The 13,412-nt window shown below is 35.5% G+C and carries 13 protein-coding genes and 1 other RNA gene; 8 read left to right on the top strand and 6 right to left on the bottom strand.

Translation table 11 applies throughout. From position 1 onward, the window contains the following. Window positions 1–469 precede the first annotated feature (469 nt). The 6 genes from kdsA (at window position 470) to creD (ending at window position 5,108) form a co-directional block, all read left to right on the top strand. Window positions 470–1,288 (top strand): 3-deoxy-8-phosphooctulonate synthase, encoded by an 819-nt coding sequence (gene kdsA, locus EG849_RS14075; RefSeq protein WP_125013856.1) that lies wholly within the window; start codon window positions 470–472, stop codon window positions 1,286–1,288. Window positions 1,289–1,327: 39 nt separating this feature from the next. Then, window positions 1,328–2,173 (top strand): hypothetical protein, encoded by an 846-nt coding sequence (locus tag EG849_RS14080; protein WP_125013858.1) that lies wholly within the window; start codon window positions 1,328–1,330, stop codon window positions 2,171–2,173. A gap of 104 nt (window positions 2,174–2,277) precedes the next feature. After that, a complete protein-coding gene (locus tag EG849_RS14085; RefSeq protein WP_125013860.1) occupies window positions 2,278–2,901 on the top strand; it encodes a hypothetical protein in 624 nt (207 codons plus the stop codon). A gap of 43 nt (window positions 2,902–2,944) precedes the next feature. Next, window positions 2,945–3,241, top strand: coding sequence for a winged helix-turn-helix domain-containing protein (locus EG849_RS14090; protein WP_125013862.1), 297 nt, complete (start codon window positions 2,945–2,947; stop codon window positions 3,239–3,241). Between the two features lie 63 nt (window positions 3,242–3,304). After that, complete coding sequence (locus tag EG849_RS14095; protein WP_233581809.1) at window positions 3,305–3,727, top strand: ubiquinone biosynthesis protein COQ4; 423 nt, start codon at window positions 3,305–3,307, stop codon at window positions 3,725–3,727. 52 nt (window positions 3,728–3,779) lie between these two features. Further along, complete coding sequence (gene creD / locus EG849_RS14100; protein ID WP_125013864.1) at window positions 3,780–5,108, top strand: cell envelope integrity protein CreD; 1,329 nt, start codon at window positions 3,780–3,782, stop codon at window positions 5,106–5,108. Window positions 5,109–5,279: 171 nt separating this feature from the next. On the opposite strand, the gene EG849_RS14105 is transcribed toward creD, so the two are convergent. From EG849_RS14105 to EG849_RS14115, 3 genes are all read right to left on the bottom strand, one after another. Next, on the bottom strand, window positions 5,280–5,585 hold the full coding sequence (locus EG849_RS14105) for a hypothetical protein (RefSeq protein ID WP_125013866.1): 306 nt from the start codon (window positions 5,583–5,585) through the stop codon (window positions 5,280–5,282). Between the two features lie 202 nt (window positions 5,586–5,787). Next, the gene (locus EG849_RS14110; RefSeq protein ID WP_125013868.1) at window positions 5,788–6,174 is read right to left on the bottom strand and encodes a hypothetical protein; all 387 of its coding nucleotides are present in this window, start codon (window positions 6,172–6,174) and stop codon (window positions 5,788–5,790) included. A 113-nt stretch (window positions 6,175–6,287) separates the two neighbouring features. Continuing rightward, window positions 6,288–7,490: an NAD(P)-dependent oxidoreductase gene (locus tag EG849_RS14115; RefSeq protein WP_125013870.1), complete on the bottom strand. Its 1,203-nt coding sequence runs from the start codon at window positions 7,488–7,490 to the stop codon at window positions 6,288–6,290. Window positions 7,491–7,817: 327 nt separating this feature from the next. Between EG849_RS14115 and EG849_RS14120 the strand changes: the two genes are divergently transcribed. Next, window positions 7,818–9,017: a serine hydrolase domain-containing protein gene (locus EG849_RS14120; RefSeq protein ID WP_125013872.1), complete on the top strand. Its 1,200-nt coding sequence runs from the start codon at window positions 7,818–7,820 to the stop codon at window positions 9,015–9,017. A gap of 78 nt (window positions 9,018–9,095) precedes the next feature. After that, window positions 9,096–9,493: a transfer-messenger RNA gene (gene ssrA / locus EG849_RS14125) on the top strand. Here the strand turns inward: ssrA and EG849_RS15880 are convergent. From EG849_RS15880 to dnaK, 3 genes are all read right to left on the bottom strand, one after another. Beyond that, a complete protein-coding gene (locus EG849_RS15880; RefSeq protein WP_233581810.1) occupies window positions 9,448–10,332 on the bottom strand; it encodes a hypothetical protein in 885 nt (294 codons plus the stop codon). The genes ssrA and EG849_RS15880 overlap by 46 nt on opposite strands. Then, on the bottom strand, window positions 10,329–10,883 hold the full coding sequence (locus tag EG849_RS14135; protein ID WP_125013874.1) for a helix-turn-helix domain-containing protein: 555 nt from the start codon (window positions 10,881–10,883) through the stop codon (window positions 10,329–10,331). Before EG849_RS14135 ends, EG849_RS15880 begins: the two co-directional genes overlap by 4 nt. Before the next feature lie 205 nt (window positions 10,884–11,088). Continuing rightward, window positions 11,089–12,972: a molecular chaperone DnaK gene (dnaK, locus tag EG849_RS14140; RefSeq protein ID WP_125013876.1), complete on the bottom strand. Its 1,884-nt coding sequence runs from the start codon at window positions 12,970–12,972 to the stop codon at window positions 11,089–11,091. Between the last annotated feature and the right edge of the window lie 440 nt (window positions 12,973–13,412).

Raw genomic sequence — 13,412 nt, forward strand, 5'->3', positions numbered from 1 at the left:
TATGGCGAACTTTTTTATATTTCCTTTTTCTTAATTTAGTAAAATTAAAAAGCTGTTGCTCAAGTTAGTGCAAAATTGAAAGTTTTAATTTACTAATTTAACTGAACTACCCACACAGGCGCGAGCCTCCCGCTCTTGCCGACAAACAAAATATATTTTTGAGAGAAATCACAAGCGGGACGCTTGCCACAGCAGGAGAAAAATTCAATTTACAATAGTACGCATACTAGCATTCAAATAGTAGATCAACGCAATGATCCAAAAGTTTAAAAAAAATCTGAAGTTTTTCAAATAGCCCCGATTGTAGCGGAAATCTTTTTTGTTCTTTCTTTAAGAACAAAAAAATTGTAGCAGAAAGCGGGAAAATGGATCACTGATAAATCACTGTCTTTTCGCTTCTTAAACTTTTCCAATAAAATATTTTTTCATTGATTTTATTCGTAAATTTGCACCTTCAAAAACAACACTTATGAATTTACAAGATATTCCACAAATTAAACACTTGGACGCAGATAATTTCTTTCTTTTAGCGGGTCCTTGTGCTATTGAAGGAGAAGAAATGGCTTTGAGAATTGCTGAAAAGTTGGTTGATGTTACTGATAAATTACACATTCCTTTCGTTTTTAAAGGTTCTTTCAAAAAAGCAAACCGTTCAAGAATTGACAGTTTCTCTGGAATTGGCGATGAAAAAGCATTAAAAATTTTAAGAAAAGTATCAGAAACGTTTGGAGTTCCTACAGTTACTGATATTCACACCAACGAAGATGCGGCCATGGCAGCAGAATATGTTGACGTGCTTCAGATTCCGGCGTTTTTAGTTCGCCAAACGGATTTGGTTGTTGCTGCAGCAAATACCGGAAAAGTCGTGAATTTGAAAAAAGGACAATTTATGAGTCCGGAAAGTATGAAGCACGCGGTTCAAAAAGTTTTAGATTGCCAAAATGAAAAAGTCATGGTGACAGATCGAGGAACCATGTTTGGCTACCAAGATATGATTGTAGATTACAGAGGAATCCCGACGATGCAACAATATGCGTCGACAGTTCTTGACGTGACGCACTCTTTGCAACAGCCAAACCAAACTGCTGGTGTAACGGGCGGAAGACCTGATATGATTGAAACCGTTGCAAAAGCAGGAATTGCTGTGGGCGTGGACGGAATTTTCATTGAAACTCATTTTGATCCAGCAAATGCAAAAAGTGATGGCGCTAATATGTTAGATCTTAAATATTTTGAAGATTTAATGACAAAATTGGTTGCAATCAGACAAACCGTTAACAAATTTTAATACCTAAAATAAATACCTCTTTTGAAACATCCATTTTTAATGGCTGTACTAACTTTTTTTTGTGCTTTTTCACAGTACACCTTTGCCCAAGACGCGGCAACGACACCTGAAAAATACACTGCCCACAATAAAGGAAAATTTTTTATTTCGTGGGGCGGAAATAGGGATAACTATACTAAATCTGACATTCATTTTAAAGGAGACGGTTATGATTTTACCGTTAACGACGTGAAGGCTCATGACAAGGGAAAAGGTTATCACGTGGATTATATCAATCCAGCGCGAATGACCATTCCACAAACCAATTTTAAGATTGGTTATTTTATTTCAGATCATTACAACGTGAGTATTGGTATTGACCACATGAAATATGTGATGACGCAAAATCAGATGGCAAATGTGAGTGGAGAAATAAATCTTCCACAGAGCGAAGCAGGTTCTATTCACAATGGACCTTATAGCAATACTCCTACTCGAATGACTGAAGATTTCTTGAAATTTGAACATACTGACGGATTGAATTATGTGAACATTCAAGTGAATCGTTTTGATGATATTTCCAGTTGGTTCGGACTTCCTAATACAGATAAATTTCAAATCAACTTGACCGAAGGTATTGGCGCAGGAATTCTTTATCCAAAGACAAACGCAACATTGCTAAGCAAAGAAAGACACGATGATTTTCATATTTCGGGTTACGGTCTTTCCGCACAAGTCGGACTAAATTTTACCTTTTTCAAGTATTTTTATATACAGGGAGATTTAAAAGGCGGTTACATTAATATGAATGATATTAAAACAACATCAAGCAACGCCGATAGTGCTTCGCAACATTTTGGCTTTTTGCAAAGAATTGTGAGTGTTGGCGGTATTTTCAGACTATAGAAAAAGTGCTAAAAAATAAATTATAAAAATCCTTCGAAAATTTCGGGGGATTTTTTTGTTCTTACATTTTAATTTATTTACTTTGTTATTCAAAGTACTTTTTTATGGAAGCAAATAAATATCTAAATGACATTTCAGAAATCAAGAATATAATGAACCGTTCTTCGCGATTTATGTCGTTAAGTGGTTTGTCAGGAATCTTGGCCGGAATTTATTCTTTAGTAGGCGCTTGGTTGACTTACAACACCATTTATTTAGACACACAGACTTTTGGCAATTACCGAAACTTGATCATTACACAAGAATCTGTCGAAAAGCTATTTGCCATTGCCATTAGCGTTATCGTACTTTCTTTGGCAACCGGAATCATCTTGAGCTATCGCAAAGCTGAAAGCCAAAACGAGAAATTTTGGGATTCTTCGTCAAAAAGATTACTGATCAATTTTATGATTCCGTTGGTAACTGGCGGTATCTTCATCTTGTTTTTAATAGAAAAAGAAATGTTGGGATTAGTCGCTCCTCTTACACTCATATTTTATGGATTGGCTTGCGTAAATGCCAGCAAACATACCCTTGGAGGCATTCGTTATTTAGGAATTACGATGATTGTTTTAGGATTAATTTCAACTAAATTTTTAGGATACGGATTATTATTTTGGGCGTTAGGTTTTGGATTTTGCCACATTTTTTATGGAGCGGTAATGTATTTTAAATATGAGAAAGAGTAATCTCTAAATTTAAAGATTAATTTTGCACCTCTAAAAAAAACAAATGAAAAACATCATCCAAAATATAAACAAAGCATTTGACCACAGAATCAGGCTCGGCATTATGTCTATTTTGATGGTCAATGAATCGGCAGATTTTAATCTGCTGAAAGAACTTTTGGGTGTTACCGACGGAAATTTGGCAAGCCACACAAAAGCTTTAGAATCAGAAAGCTATATTTCTATCGAAAAACAGTTTATTGGCAAAAAACCTAACACAAGATACATTGCCACCAAAGATGGAAAAAAAGCATTCAAAGAACATATTGAAGCGCTTGAAAAATTAATCCAAAAAAGTTAGCGCTTTTTTTTACCTATTTACTTTGAAAAACAAAGTACTTTAAAAAACTAAATTAAATTGTCTATGAAAGATTTACTTATCGAAAAATTATACGAAATCAGTAAAAAGCCCTACCAAAAATTCTTCAAGAAAAACCAACCTTGGAACATTTCTCAGCAAGAATTTCTGCACTATCCTGAAGAAACGTTGGGTTTTCATCTGGGCTGTTTTTTATTGAAACACAACTTTGATATTCAGCCAAAATTAGAAGATCACGATGTCGTTCACGTACTCACAAATACCGGAATTTCAGTTCCTGAAGAAATCGGAATGCAATATTTATTATTCGGAAACGGCAAGCGAAGCCTTTATTTATATATGGTAATGCTAACTGGAACATTTTTTATCCAACCAAAATCAATTATTTCAAACAGCAAATGCATCGTGGTCAAAACGCCTTGCAGTTTCATTATCTCGATTATTCAAAAATGCTTTTGGTTCCCGTAAAAACAATTCAGCAAGCTTTTAAAATCAATTATTAATCTATAAATCAATCAAAATGGAAAATCAAAATTCTTTCTTTCAGTCCGTTTTTCAGTCCGCAACCGCCAAAGTAAGTATGGTCGGAATCTTAACGCTGGTTTTGTTAATTCCGCTTTCTTTCGTTCAAAATTTAATTGCCGAACGTGCCGAAAGAAAAAAAGAAGTCATCACAGAAATCACCTCCAAATGGGGCGAAAGCGTACTGCTATATGGTCCAATCATCAAAGTTCCGTATTTGGTCCACACGCCTATCGCCAATACCGCTGACTTTATTACAGAAACAAATTATGCTTATTTTTTTCCTGATGAATTAGATAGTAAAATCAACGTAAAAACCACCGAAAAACAGCGTAACAATTATGATGCCGTCGTCTTTTCTTCAGAAATGAAATTTAAAGGTAATTTTTCGATGCCGTCATTTACCCGAGAAAGCATCTCGCCCGAAAATATTCTTTGGGACAAATCCACGATAATCATCAATACCAGCAATTTAAAAAGCATCAAAGACGGAATGAAAATTAATTTCGCAGGTAAAACTTTAGAGTTCAACACCGCTGACAGCAACAACAGTTTACTATCTCAATTGCAAACCGAACCCATTAATTTGTTTGAATATTTTTCAGACAACAAAGCCACATTCAACTTTGACGTGTCTTACAACGGAAGCCAACAATTGATGCTCGTTCCCATTGCCAAAACCAATTCGGCTAACATCAAATCAAACTGGACATCGCCAAAATTTTCTGGGTATTTTCTGCCCAACGGCGACGAAAAAAAGACAAATGCCAACGGTTTTGAAGCCAATTGGAAAATCCTTGAATTCAACCGCCCGTTTGCGCAAAGTTATTTTGGCGTACTTCCCAATCTTGAAAAATACGCTTTCGGAGTCGATTTTATCATTCCCGTTGATGAATATCAAAAAAACGAACGCGCTTCCAAATATGGTTTTTTGGTCATCGGCCTCACTTTCCTGATTTTTTTTGTCATCCAATCCATCAGCAAAATCAGCATCCACATCTTTAATTACACAATGATCGGCCTCGCCCTTATTATGTTTTACACGCTTTTAATCTCCATCACAGAACACAGCAACTTCCTGAAAGCCTACGTCATCGCCGGAATTTCAGTTGTCGTGATGATTTCGCTCTACTCCATTTCGTTATTAAAAAACAGAAAATTTCCACTATTAATCGCCTTTTCGCTCACGGTACTTTACACCTTCATCTTCGTCATCATCCAATTAGAAAATTACGCCCTTTTAGTCGGAAGCATCGGTTTGTTCCTAATTTTAGGCTTAATTATGTATTTCTCCCGAAAAATCGATTGGAACAATTTAAAAAATTAGATTCTAATTTGAAGCGAAAGTTCCGTCATTATCAGCCTTCCATTTTCCTGCTGGTTGGCACTATCTGGGCTATCATAAAATCCATTTTCTCACTTTACAATCCAGAACAACAACGCACAAAAAAACCTGATAAATGTTTATCAGGTTTTTTTATATTTTAAAATTTAAAAACTAAAATTCAGTTTTTATTTTGAGTAATTTTTTACTTCTATTATTAAAAATATTTATAAATTCTTCAAGCCGTCCTGCACCTTTACAAGTAAAACAAAAGTTTAAAATTGTAACTCTTTTTTCATTTATAATCGCTTCATTAACTTTAACTTCTTCACAACCAGAATAACCTCCCGTTTTCCTAATCAAAATCGGATTTCCTTCGAGGGAAAAAGCTAATGCCATTTCATTAATCTGTGAGTTTAACCATTTAATTTCTTGTTCTTGAAGCTTAAGTTCATCCTGAAATTCATAAGCAAATTTCAATCTAAAATAGAATTTAACTTAAATCCTAAAAAGTCACTCTGGGTCTTTGAAACTTCGTCAATAACAAAATTTTTTGGAGTATGATTCATCAAATTATTATAAATACTGTCGTGATAGCTCTCAACATCTTGAGCTTTCGCCATAAGGCATACCAACAAAAAATATATTATAATTACTTTTTTCAAAATTTTATAAAATCAAATTAAAATAGCTCTCTAACCGTGATATAATTGTCTTCTTCCATTTTCCAAGAATCTCCGGAAACCTTAATTGTTTCACCAATTTTAACCACACGATATTGCTTTGGATCTTTTAAATTAGGGATACTGATAGTTACATAATAAATTCCACCTTCCGTAGTTAAAATGGCAGTATAACCGTCTTTTCCTTGGTTGATTTCTTTTACTTCCCCTTCCACTGTTGCAACACTATCTTTTTCTTCCGCTTTACTTTCAGGCGTTTCATCAGGCATTCTGACTTTCACGACTTCGGTTCCATCTTCAGTTACTGTTGCTTTTTTATTTGAGTTACAGCTTGTGATTCCAGCAATTGCCAAAATCAGCACCAAATTTTTTGCTATCTTTTTCATATTTTTTTTATAAAGTTATAAATTCAATTTTTGCAACACAAAAAAAACCGCAGATTTGGAAGATTAAATTTTCAAATAATCTGCAAATCTGCGGTTTTAGTATGTAACTTAAATTATTCTCCGTCCACAAAAGCCTGAAGGTATTGAAATCGTTCCGTCAACTTTCCATTTTCAGTCACTTTAGCTCTCTTTAAAATTCCGTCTTTATCGCCATTAAAAAACGCAGGAATAACATGTTCCATAAACATTTCTCCAAAACCTTCACTCGCATCCTTAGGTAATTCGCATGGCAAATTATCTACTGACATCACCACAATCGCACCTGGATGAAAAACATCTACTTCTTTGTGTTCACTAGGCAAATAACCAAAAATCGGTTCTGCAATCGTGGATGCTTTTATAGTTGACGCAATCGGTCCATCCACATCGCACGAAATATCAGCCACCACTTTTATAGCATTTGAATTTGATTGAAGCATTTCTTGTGTCAAAATCACTGGAGCTCCATTTCCATAAAAATGCCCTGCCATATAAATATCTGCCACTTTAGTGAAACGCTCAAAATCTGAAGTATATTTTTCTGGATTTTGGTAAAAATCTTCTTTTGTACCTTCGCTACCGTCGATTCTTTTGTTGTAATCCAAAACATCTATTTGAACATAAACAGGTCCTGAATATTTTTTTGAAAGAAAGTTTTCTACTGAAACTTCTTTAATTTTCATCGCATCCAGAATTTCTTTCGCCCCCATTCCCACTTTTCCGTTTCCGGTCAAAACAATTTTTATGGGAGGAAGAACGGGTCTTTTCAATCTTGCAATTAATTCTTCGCGATTGGAAAGTGTTTCTGCTTTTGGAAGTGCAAACAATTCAAATTTGATTCCAAAAGCTCTGATTCCGTTGTACGCACCAACAATTCCGGCGTATCTTCCAAAACCAATTAATCTTCTAAAATCAGCGTCTACGATAGTTTCGTGGTCGTACAAGTCAATATTTTTCTCAAGAATTGCTTTCAACAATTTTCTGTTATGAACTTGTTTCTTGATCGTATGTGAGAAGAAAAAGTATTTTTTATTTGGAATTAATGCTTCAACTGGAACTTCTTTCACTCCAAAAAGCACATCGCAATCGGATACATCAGAAACTACCTTAAGACCTTCTTTTGCATATTCTTCATCACTAAAAACCCTAATATCAGAACTTTCAACTTCAATTTCAACTTCTGGATGTTCGCTACTTAATCTTGAAGCTTCTTTAGGGGTAAAAACTACGCGTCTATCTGGTGGGTTTTTTCTTTCTTTTAGGATTCCGAATTTCATGCTTTTTTTAATAATTTAAGATGTGGTAGATTAGTTATAGTTTATTAGGTGAAATCATATAAATTGTATTTTTTTAACTAAATAACATTTTGTGTCATTTCAAAACCACTACAATGATATAATTTGTTCCAAATATAACTTTTACTAGAAATCCCTGCAAGGTTTTTTTTGGTTTATTGTAAAAAATAGAATATTGATTTTACTATTTGAAATACAGCATTTTAACAACTAAAATGAAACATGTGATACAATAATCCACTCTTTATTATGTTAAAGTACTAAACAAACTTATCTGTTTTTTTATATTTGCTTTATACTACCAAACTAATGAAATTCCCTAAATACATCTATATTCCACTTCTTGCATCAGCATTATTTTTAGGCTCTTGTAAGGAAAAAGAAAAAAATATCGCTTCCCACGAAACAGAAATTATTGATTCTGATGCCCTTTCTCCCTATAAAATTAAAGACAAAAAGCTCGATCCAAAATACATTGAGGACAAAAAAAAGAGTTTAGATCTGTTTTTTGAAAAAAACTGGCCTAACAATTCAATGAATGGAAGTTTTTTAGTAGCAAAAAATGGTAAAATCATCTATGAAAAATATGAGGGAAAATCTAATTTTTCTACAGATGAAAAAATTAATTCCACTACGCCAATCCACGTCGCTTCGGTTACGAAAGTGTTGACAGCTACTGCCGTTCTGCGTCTTGTGGACCGAGAAAAATTGAGTTTAGAAGATAAAGTCAATAAAATTCTGCCGTCATTTCCGTATGAAGAAATTACCATAAAAATGCTTTTGAATCATCGAAGCGGATTGCCTAATTATGCTTATTTTGCGGATGATACCAAAGTTTGGGAACGTTCAAAAATGCTTCATAACCAAGATATTTTGGATCTTTTGGCCAAGCATAAATTTGGACTTTATTTTAAGCCTGACCGAAAATTCGGCTACTGCAACACGAATTATGCGATTCTTGCGCTAGTCATCGAAAAAGTGACCGGAAAAAATTACCGCACTGCAATGAAAGAAATGATTTTTGAACCTTTGGGAATGAAAAATACGTTTGTTTTTGATTATGAAAAACACAAAGATACGGCTAGCCAATCGTACAAAGGAAACAAAGTTTTGTATGAAAACAATCACCTTGATGATGTGTATGGCGATAAAAACGTGTATTCAACACCACGAGACCTTTTAAAATTTGATATGGCTACTTATTCTGATCAGTTTTTAAATTCTGTTTTGGTCAGCGAAGCTTTCAAAGGATATAGCTATGAGCACAAAGGGACAAAAAATTATGGTTTAGGAATTAGAATGTTGGAATGGGAAACAGGTGAGAAATTGTATTATCACAACGGGTGGTGGCACGGAAATACGTCATCCTATGTAAAGTTAAAAACAGACACCGTAGCCATCATTGCTTTGTCAAATAAATATACTTTAAAAACCTATAAAGTTTGGAAATTGGCACCCTTGTTTGGTCAATATCCTATAAAATTAGATAAAGACGATGTGACAAATTAAGGTTTAGGAAATGTAAAAAAATTGATTACTTTTGTGGCATATTATTTGCGTTAAAACGCAATAGTTCTTTTACATATTGGGGTCGACTGGTTTTGACAGCAAGTCGAATTGAAAAGTAAGCACGTCGAGAACTGGGACAATTCTCGTAACTAAATGGTCCTAACACTTTTACACGGCGAAAATAACTACGCTCTAGCTGCATAATCTGAATTATAGTAAGATTAGCCTCGTCCCTACCAGGTAGGGAAGCAGGATTCTCCTTGAAAGCCTTGGTTTGTGGCGTTCTTTAAAGGAGAACCGTAAAAATAAACCTAGAAACAGTTAAGCTTCGGGGCTGTTTTGACAACTAAGAAGATAAGTGTTGTGTGGCTGTTCTTGGCCTTGCACAATGACGAAAATCCAATCAAGAAATAAACGCGTAGAAATCTTTTTAGTTGCTTGTTTGGACGGGAGTTCGACTCTCCCCGACTCCACTGGCAGGGATGATTGAAAAATCATCCCTTTTTTTTTGATAATTCAGAAGACCTTTTTCTTTCATTTTCAGATAGTTAACAGACAAAATATCCATCATTGTAGGTGTTCGATAGATGCCTTCCTGATAGTATAAGTTGCTGTCGAACACCAACTTTACAAATTCTCTTTTCTGCATTATATCCGACCGCAGGTAAACTTCTTTTACATCCCCAAGCATATCCAAATTGTTCTGAAGAATCGAAAATGCCTTATTCTCAACTTTACTGAGTCGCTCAATAGCACCTTTGCAGGAAAGTATCGTCGAGCTGTAATTTGAATACCATCTTTCATAGGTATCTTTTGATATCTCGTTTTTAATCCACTTTTCTTCAACTGAAAACATTTTCTCCTGCGTTTCTTCTAAGACTGATTTTTTCTCAAGAATAGTCTGCTTGTTGACCTTTAAGTTTTCTTCAAGTGAATTGTTGGATCCTTTTCTTATCTCAAGCAACTTATTTTGTGGGATGCTCATCAGTTCGCACACCTGCAAAAATTGTTCATGTGCCTTTACTGCGTCAGCATACAGCATTATTTCACGGTCGCTTTCGCTTCTGCAGATTATTATTCCGTTATCGTTGCGCTTGGGTTTATAGGATTTTACGCCCTCTGCATCTGTGCGGGCAACTCTATTCTTGTCCCACTCCACTGATGTTATGGATCTGTTTAAATATTCACGGATTCTTTGGGGAGTATTCTTTCCGGAAACCTCTACAGGATAGCTTTCTATGTAAACATACCATTCTTTTCGGTCTTCTGCTTTTCGAAGACGCACAGTCACTTTGGTTTTTGCTAGTTGCTTCATAAGAAATCATTTCCGTTATACAAATTATCAATTTCCATTTTTGGTGCATATACGTGCTTTCCGATCTGTCTGGTAGGGATTGAATATTTCCTGATATGATTGTAGACAGAGCTTTCAGATATTTGAAATCTCTGTGCTATTTCGCCGATGGAATAGCAGTCTTCTTTTTCAAGGCTGTATAATTTTTTCTTCGGCGCGCGTTCAGGCTGCGACAGGTTGCAGGCACGACCAAACATCCCTTCCATGACTTTGCGGTCTATTCTTAAAAGGCGGGTTCCCAGATTAACTGACGGAATTATTCCCTGGCGTACAAGCCGGTAAAGGGTTCTTTTGGCAATGCCAAAAAGCATGCCAGCTTCGGGAACAGAAATAAAAGCCCTGTTCTCAGGTATTTTATCTGCAAGCGCTTTGAGCGCCACTTCATTTTTAAGTTGCAGCAACTTGAGCTTGTATGCCTTTTTGCTGCATTTAGCCGAGCAGTAGACAGAAGCCACGCTTTTGGGCAGAAATTCTTCCCTGCAGATAAGGCATTGTTTATTTATTCTTTTCATCTCCTATATCTCCTCATTAAGTTACCATAAATATACATAAGTGCCAATTTATCGCCTTTTAAGTGCCGGTACAAATGTGGTACAAATATATGAAGAAAAAAGATTAAAAAGCATCAGAAACAAAAAAGTATAAAAAAGAAAAACCGCTGTAAACATCAAGTTTACAGCGGTTTAGTACTTATTACTAACTGATGTTGATCAGTAATTATTTCACTTCTTCGTAGTCAACGTCTTGTACGTTATCTCCTTGATCAGCTGGCTGTGCATCTTGTGGAGCACCTTGAGCGTCACCTTGCTTGTACATATCCTCAGAAGCATTTTTCCAAGCTTCGTTGATTTTGTCTAAAGCTGGTTGAATTGTAGCCACGTCTTGGTTAGCGTGCGCCATTTTCAATTCAGTTAAAGCATATTCGATTGCTGTTTTGTTAGCATCAGATAATTTTTCACCGAATTCTTTCAATTGACTTTCTGTTTGGAAAATCATACTGTCAGCTTCATTCAATTTCTCAATCCTTTCTTTAGCCGCTTTATCTGAATCAGCATTTGCTTCTGCTTCTTTTTTCATTCTTTCGATTTCTTCTTGAGTCAATCCAGAAGAAGCTTCGATTCTGATATCATGCGATTTGCCAGTTCCTTTGTCAGTTGCAGAAACTTTGATGATACCGTTAGCATCAATGTCAAAAGTTACTTCAATTTGTGGAACACCTCTACCTGCTGGTGGAATTCCATCAAGGTGGAAACGACCGATCGTTTTGTTATCTACAGCCATTGCTCTTTCTCCTTGCAAAACGTGGATTTCCACAGATGGTTGGTTGTCAGAAGCTGTTGAGAAAACTTGAGATTTTTTTGTTGGGATTGTTGTGTTAGACTCAATTAATTTTGTCAAAACACCACCCATAGTTTCGATACCTAAAGATAAAGGCGTAACGTCTAATAACAATACATCTTTAACGTCTCCAGATAAAACGCCACCTTGAATTGCAGCACCAATAGCTACAACTTCATCAGGATTAACTCCTTTTGATGGTTTTTTGTTGAAGAATTTCTCCACTTCTTCTTGGATTCTTGGGATTCTTGTTGAACCTCCAACCAAGATAACTTCGTCAATATCAGAAACATTCAAACCTGCATCTTTCAACGCTTTTGCTACTGGAGCCATTGAACGTTTTACTAAAGCGTCAGTTAATTGGTCAAATTTAGCTCTTGACAATTTTTTAACCAAGTGTTTTGGTCCTGTTGCAGTAGCTGTAACGTATGGCAAGTTGATTTCAGTTTCTCCTGTAGAAGACAATTCAATTTTTGCTTTTTCAGCAGCTTCTTTCAAACGTTGCAAAGACATTGGATCAAGACGCAAATCTAAACCTTCTTCAGATTTGAAATCTTCAGCCAACCAATCAATGATCATTTGGTCAAAATCATCTCCACCTAAGTGCGTATCTCCATTTGTAGACAATACTTCAAAAACTCCGTCTCCTAATTCAAGTATAGAAATATCAAAAGTACCACCACCTAAATCGTAAACTGCAATTTTTTGATCTGTTCCTTTTTTATCTAAACCATACGCTAAAGCTGCAGCTGTAGGTTCGTTGATAATACGCATCACTTTCAAACCAGCAATTTCACCAGCTTCTTTTGTAGCTTGACGTTGCGCATCGTTAAAGTAAGCAGGAACAGTAATAACTGCTTCTGTAACAGTTTGACCTAAATAATCTTCAGCTGTTTTCTTCATTTTTTGAAGCGTCATAGCTGATAATTCTTGTGGCGTGTAAAGACGGCCGTCGATATCCACACGTGGCGTATCGTTATCACCTCTTACCACAGTGTAAGGTACATTTTTAGCTTCGTTTGTGCTTTCTGAGAATTTATTTCCCATGAAACGTTTTACAGATGCTACAGTTTTTGTTGGATTGGTCACTGCTTGTCTTTTTGCAGGATCACCAACTTTGATTTCTCCACCTTCAACAAATGCAATTACTGATGGTGTTGTTCTTTTTCCTTCAGCATTAGGAATTACAACTGGCTCGCTTCCTTCCATTACAGAAACGCAAGAGTTTGTTGTTCCTAAGTCAATTCCGATTATTTTACCCATTTTATTTTTATTTTGTTTCTAATTCTGTTTTTTTGAACTCGAATAGTCAGTAGACAATCTTTGTGCCAAGCCAAAAAAAAATAAAAATTGTCAGTTTTTGTTAAAAGTGACAATTATATATATGACAAGATGACATTTTTTATTTTTTGAAGCGAATCGGCAGTTTGTGTCAGTTATCCATTTTCACGCTGGTGCCACTCGCTTTGCCCCCGCTTTTTGACGGGCACAAGAGCTCAAACAAAGCCACCATCGGGGCTAATTGAGAAACTTCAGGCCTATTTTAACCCGAACCTTCATAAAACGGACTCAGTTTGCGTCACAAAAAAGAGCGACAACGTAAACATGAGCCGAGTCCACAAGACTCCAAAACGCTATTATTGTATAATATTTTTAAAATAACAACGAATTACTGCGCAAATACTTTTATTACAACGTTTGCG

Source organism: Flavobacterium macacae (assembly GCF_003865365.1).
GTDB lineage: Bacteria > Bacteroidota > Bacteroidia > Flavobacteriales > Flavobacteriaceae > Flavobacterium > Flavobacterium macacae.

Excerpts from the sequence above, each read along its gene's own strand:
- kdsA (WP_125013856.1), top strand. The coding sequence starts at position 470 with ATGAATTTACAAGATATTCCACAAATTAAACACTTGGACGCAGATAAT.
- EG849_RS14080 (WP_125013858.1), top strand. The coding sequence starts at position 1,328 with ATGGCTGTACTAACTTTTTTTTGTGCTTTTTCACAGTACACCTTTGCC.
- EG849_RS14085 (WP_125013860.1), top strand. The coding sequence starts at position 2,278 with ATGGAAGCAAATAAATATCTAAATGACATTTCAGAAATCAAGAATATA.
- EG849_RS14090 (WP_125013862.1), top strand. The coding sequence starts at position 2,945 with ATGAAAAACATCATCCAAAATATAAACAAAGCATTTGACCACAGAATC.
- EG849_RS14095 (WP_233581809.1), top strand. The coding sequence starts at position 3,305 with ATGAAAGATTTACTTATCGAAAAATTATACGAAATCAGTAAAAAGCCC.
- creD (WP_125013864.1), top strand. The coding sequence starts at position 3,780 with ATGGAAAATCAAAATTCTTTCTTTCAGTCCGTTTTTCAGTCCGCAACC.
- EG849_RS14110 (WP_125013868.1), bottom strand. The coding sequence starts at position 6,174 with ATGAAAAAGATAGCAAAAAATTTGGTGCTGATTTTGGCAATTGCTGGA.
- EG849_RS14115 (WP_125013870.1), bottom strand. The coding sequence starts at position 7,490 with ATGAAATTCGGAATCCTAAAAGAAAGAAAAAACCCACCAGATAGACGC.
- EG849_RS14120 (WP_125013872.1), top strand. The coding sequence starts at position 7,818 with ATGAAATTCCCTAAATACATCTATATTCCACTTCTTGCATCAGCATTA.
- EG849_RS15880 (WP_233581810.1), bottom strand. The coding sequence starts at position 10,332 with ATGAAGCAACTAGCAAAAACCAAAGTGACTGTGCGTCTTCGAAAAGCA.
- EG849_RS14135 (WP_125013874.1), bottom strand. The coding sequence starts at position 10,883 with ATGAAAAGAATAAATAAACAATGCCTTATCTGCAGGGAAGAATTTCTG.
- dnaK (WP_125013876.1), bottom strand. The coding sequence starts at position 12,972 with ATGGGTAAAATAATCGGAATTGACTTAGGAACAACAAACTCTTGCGTT.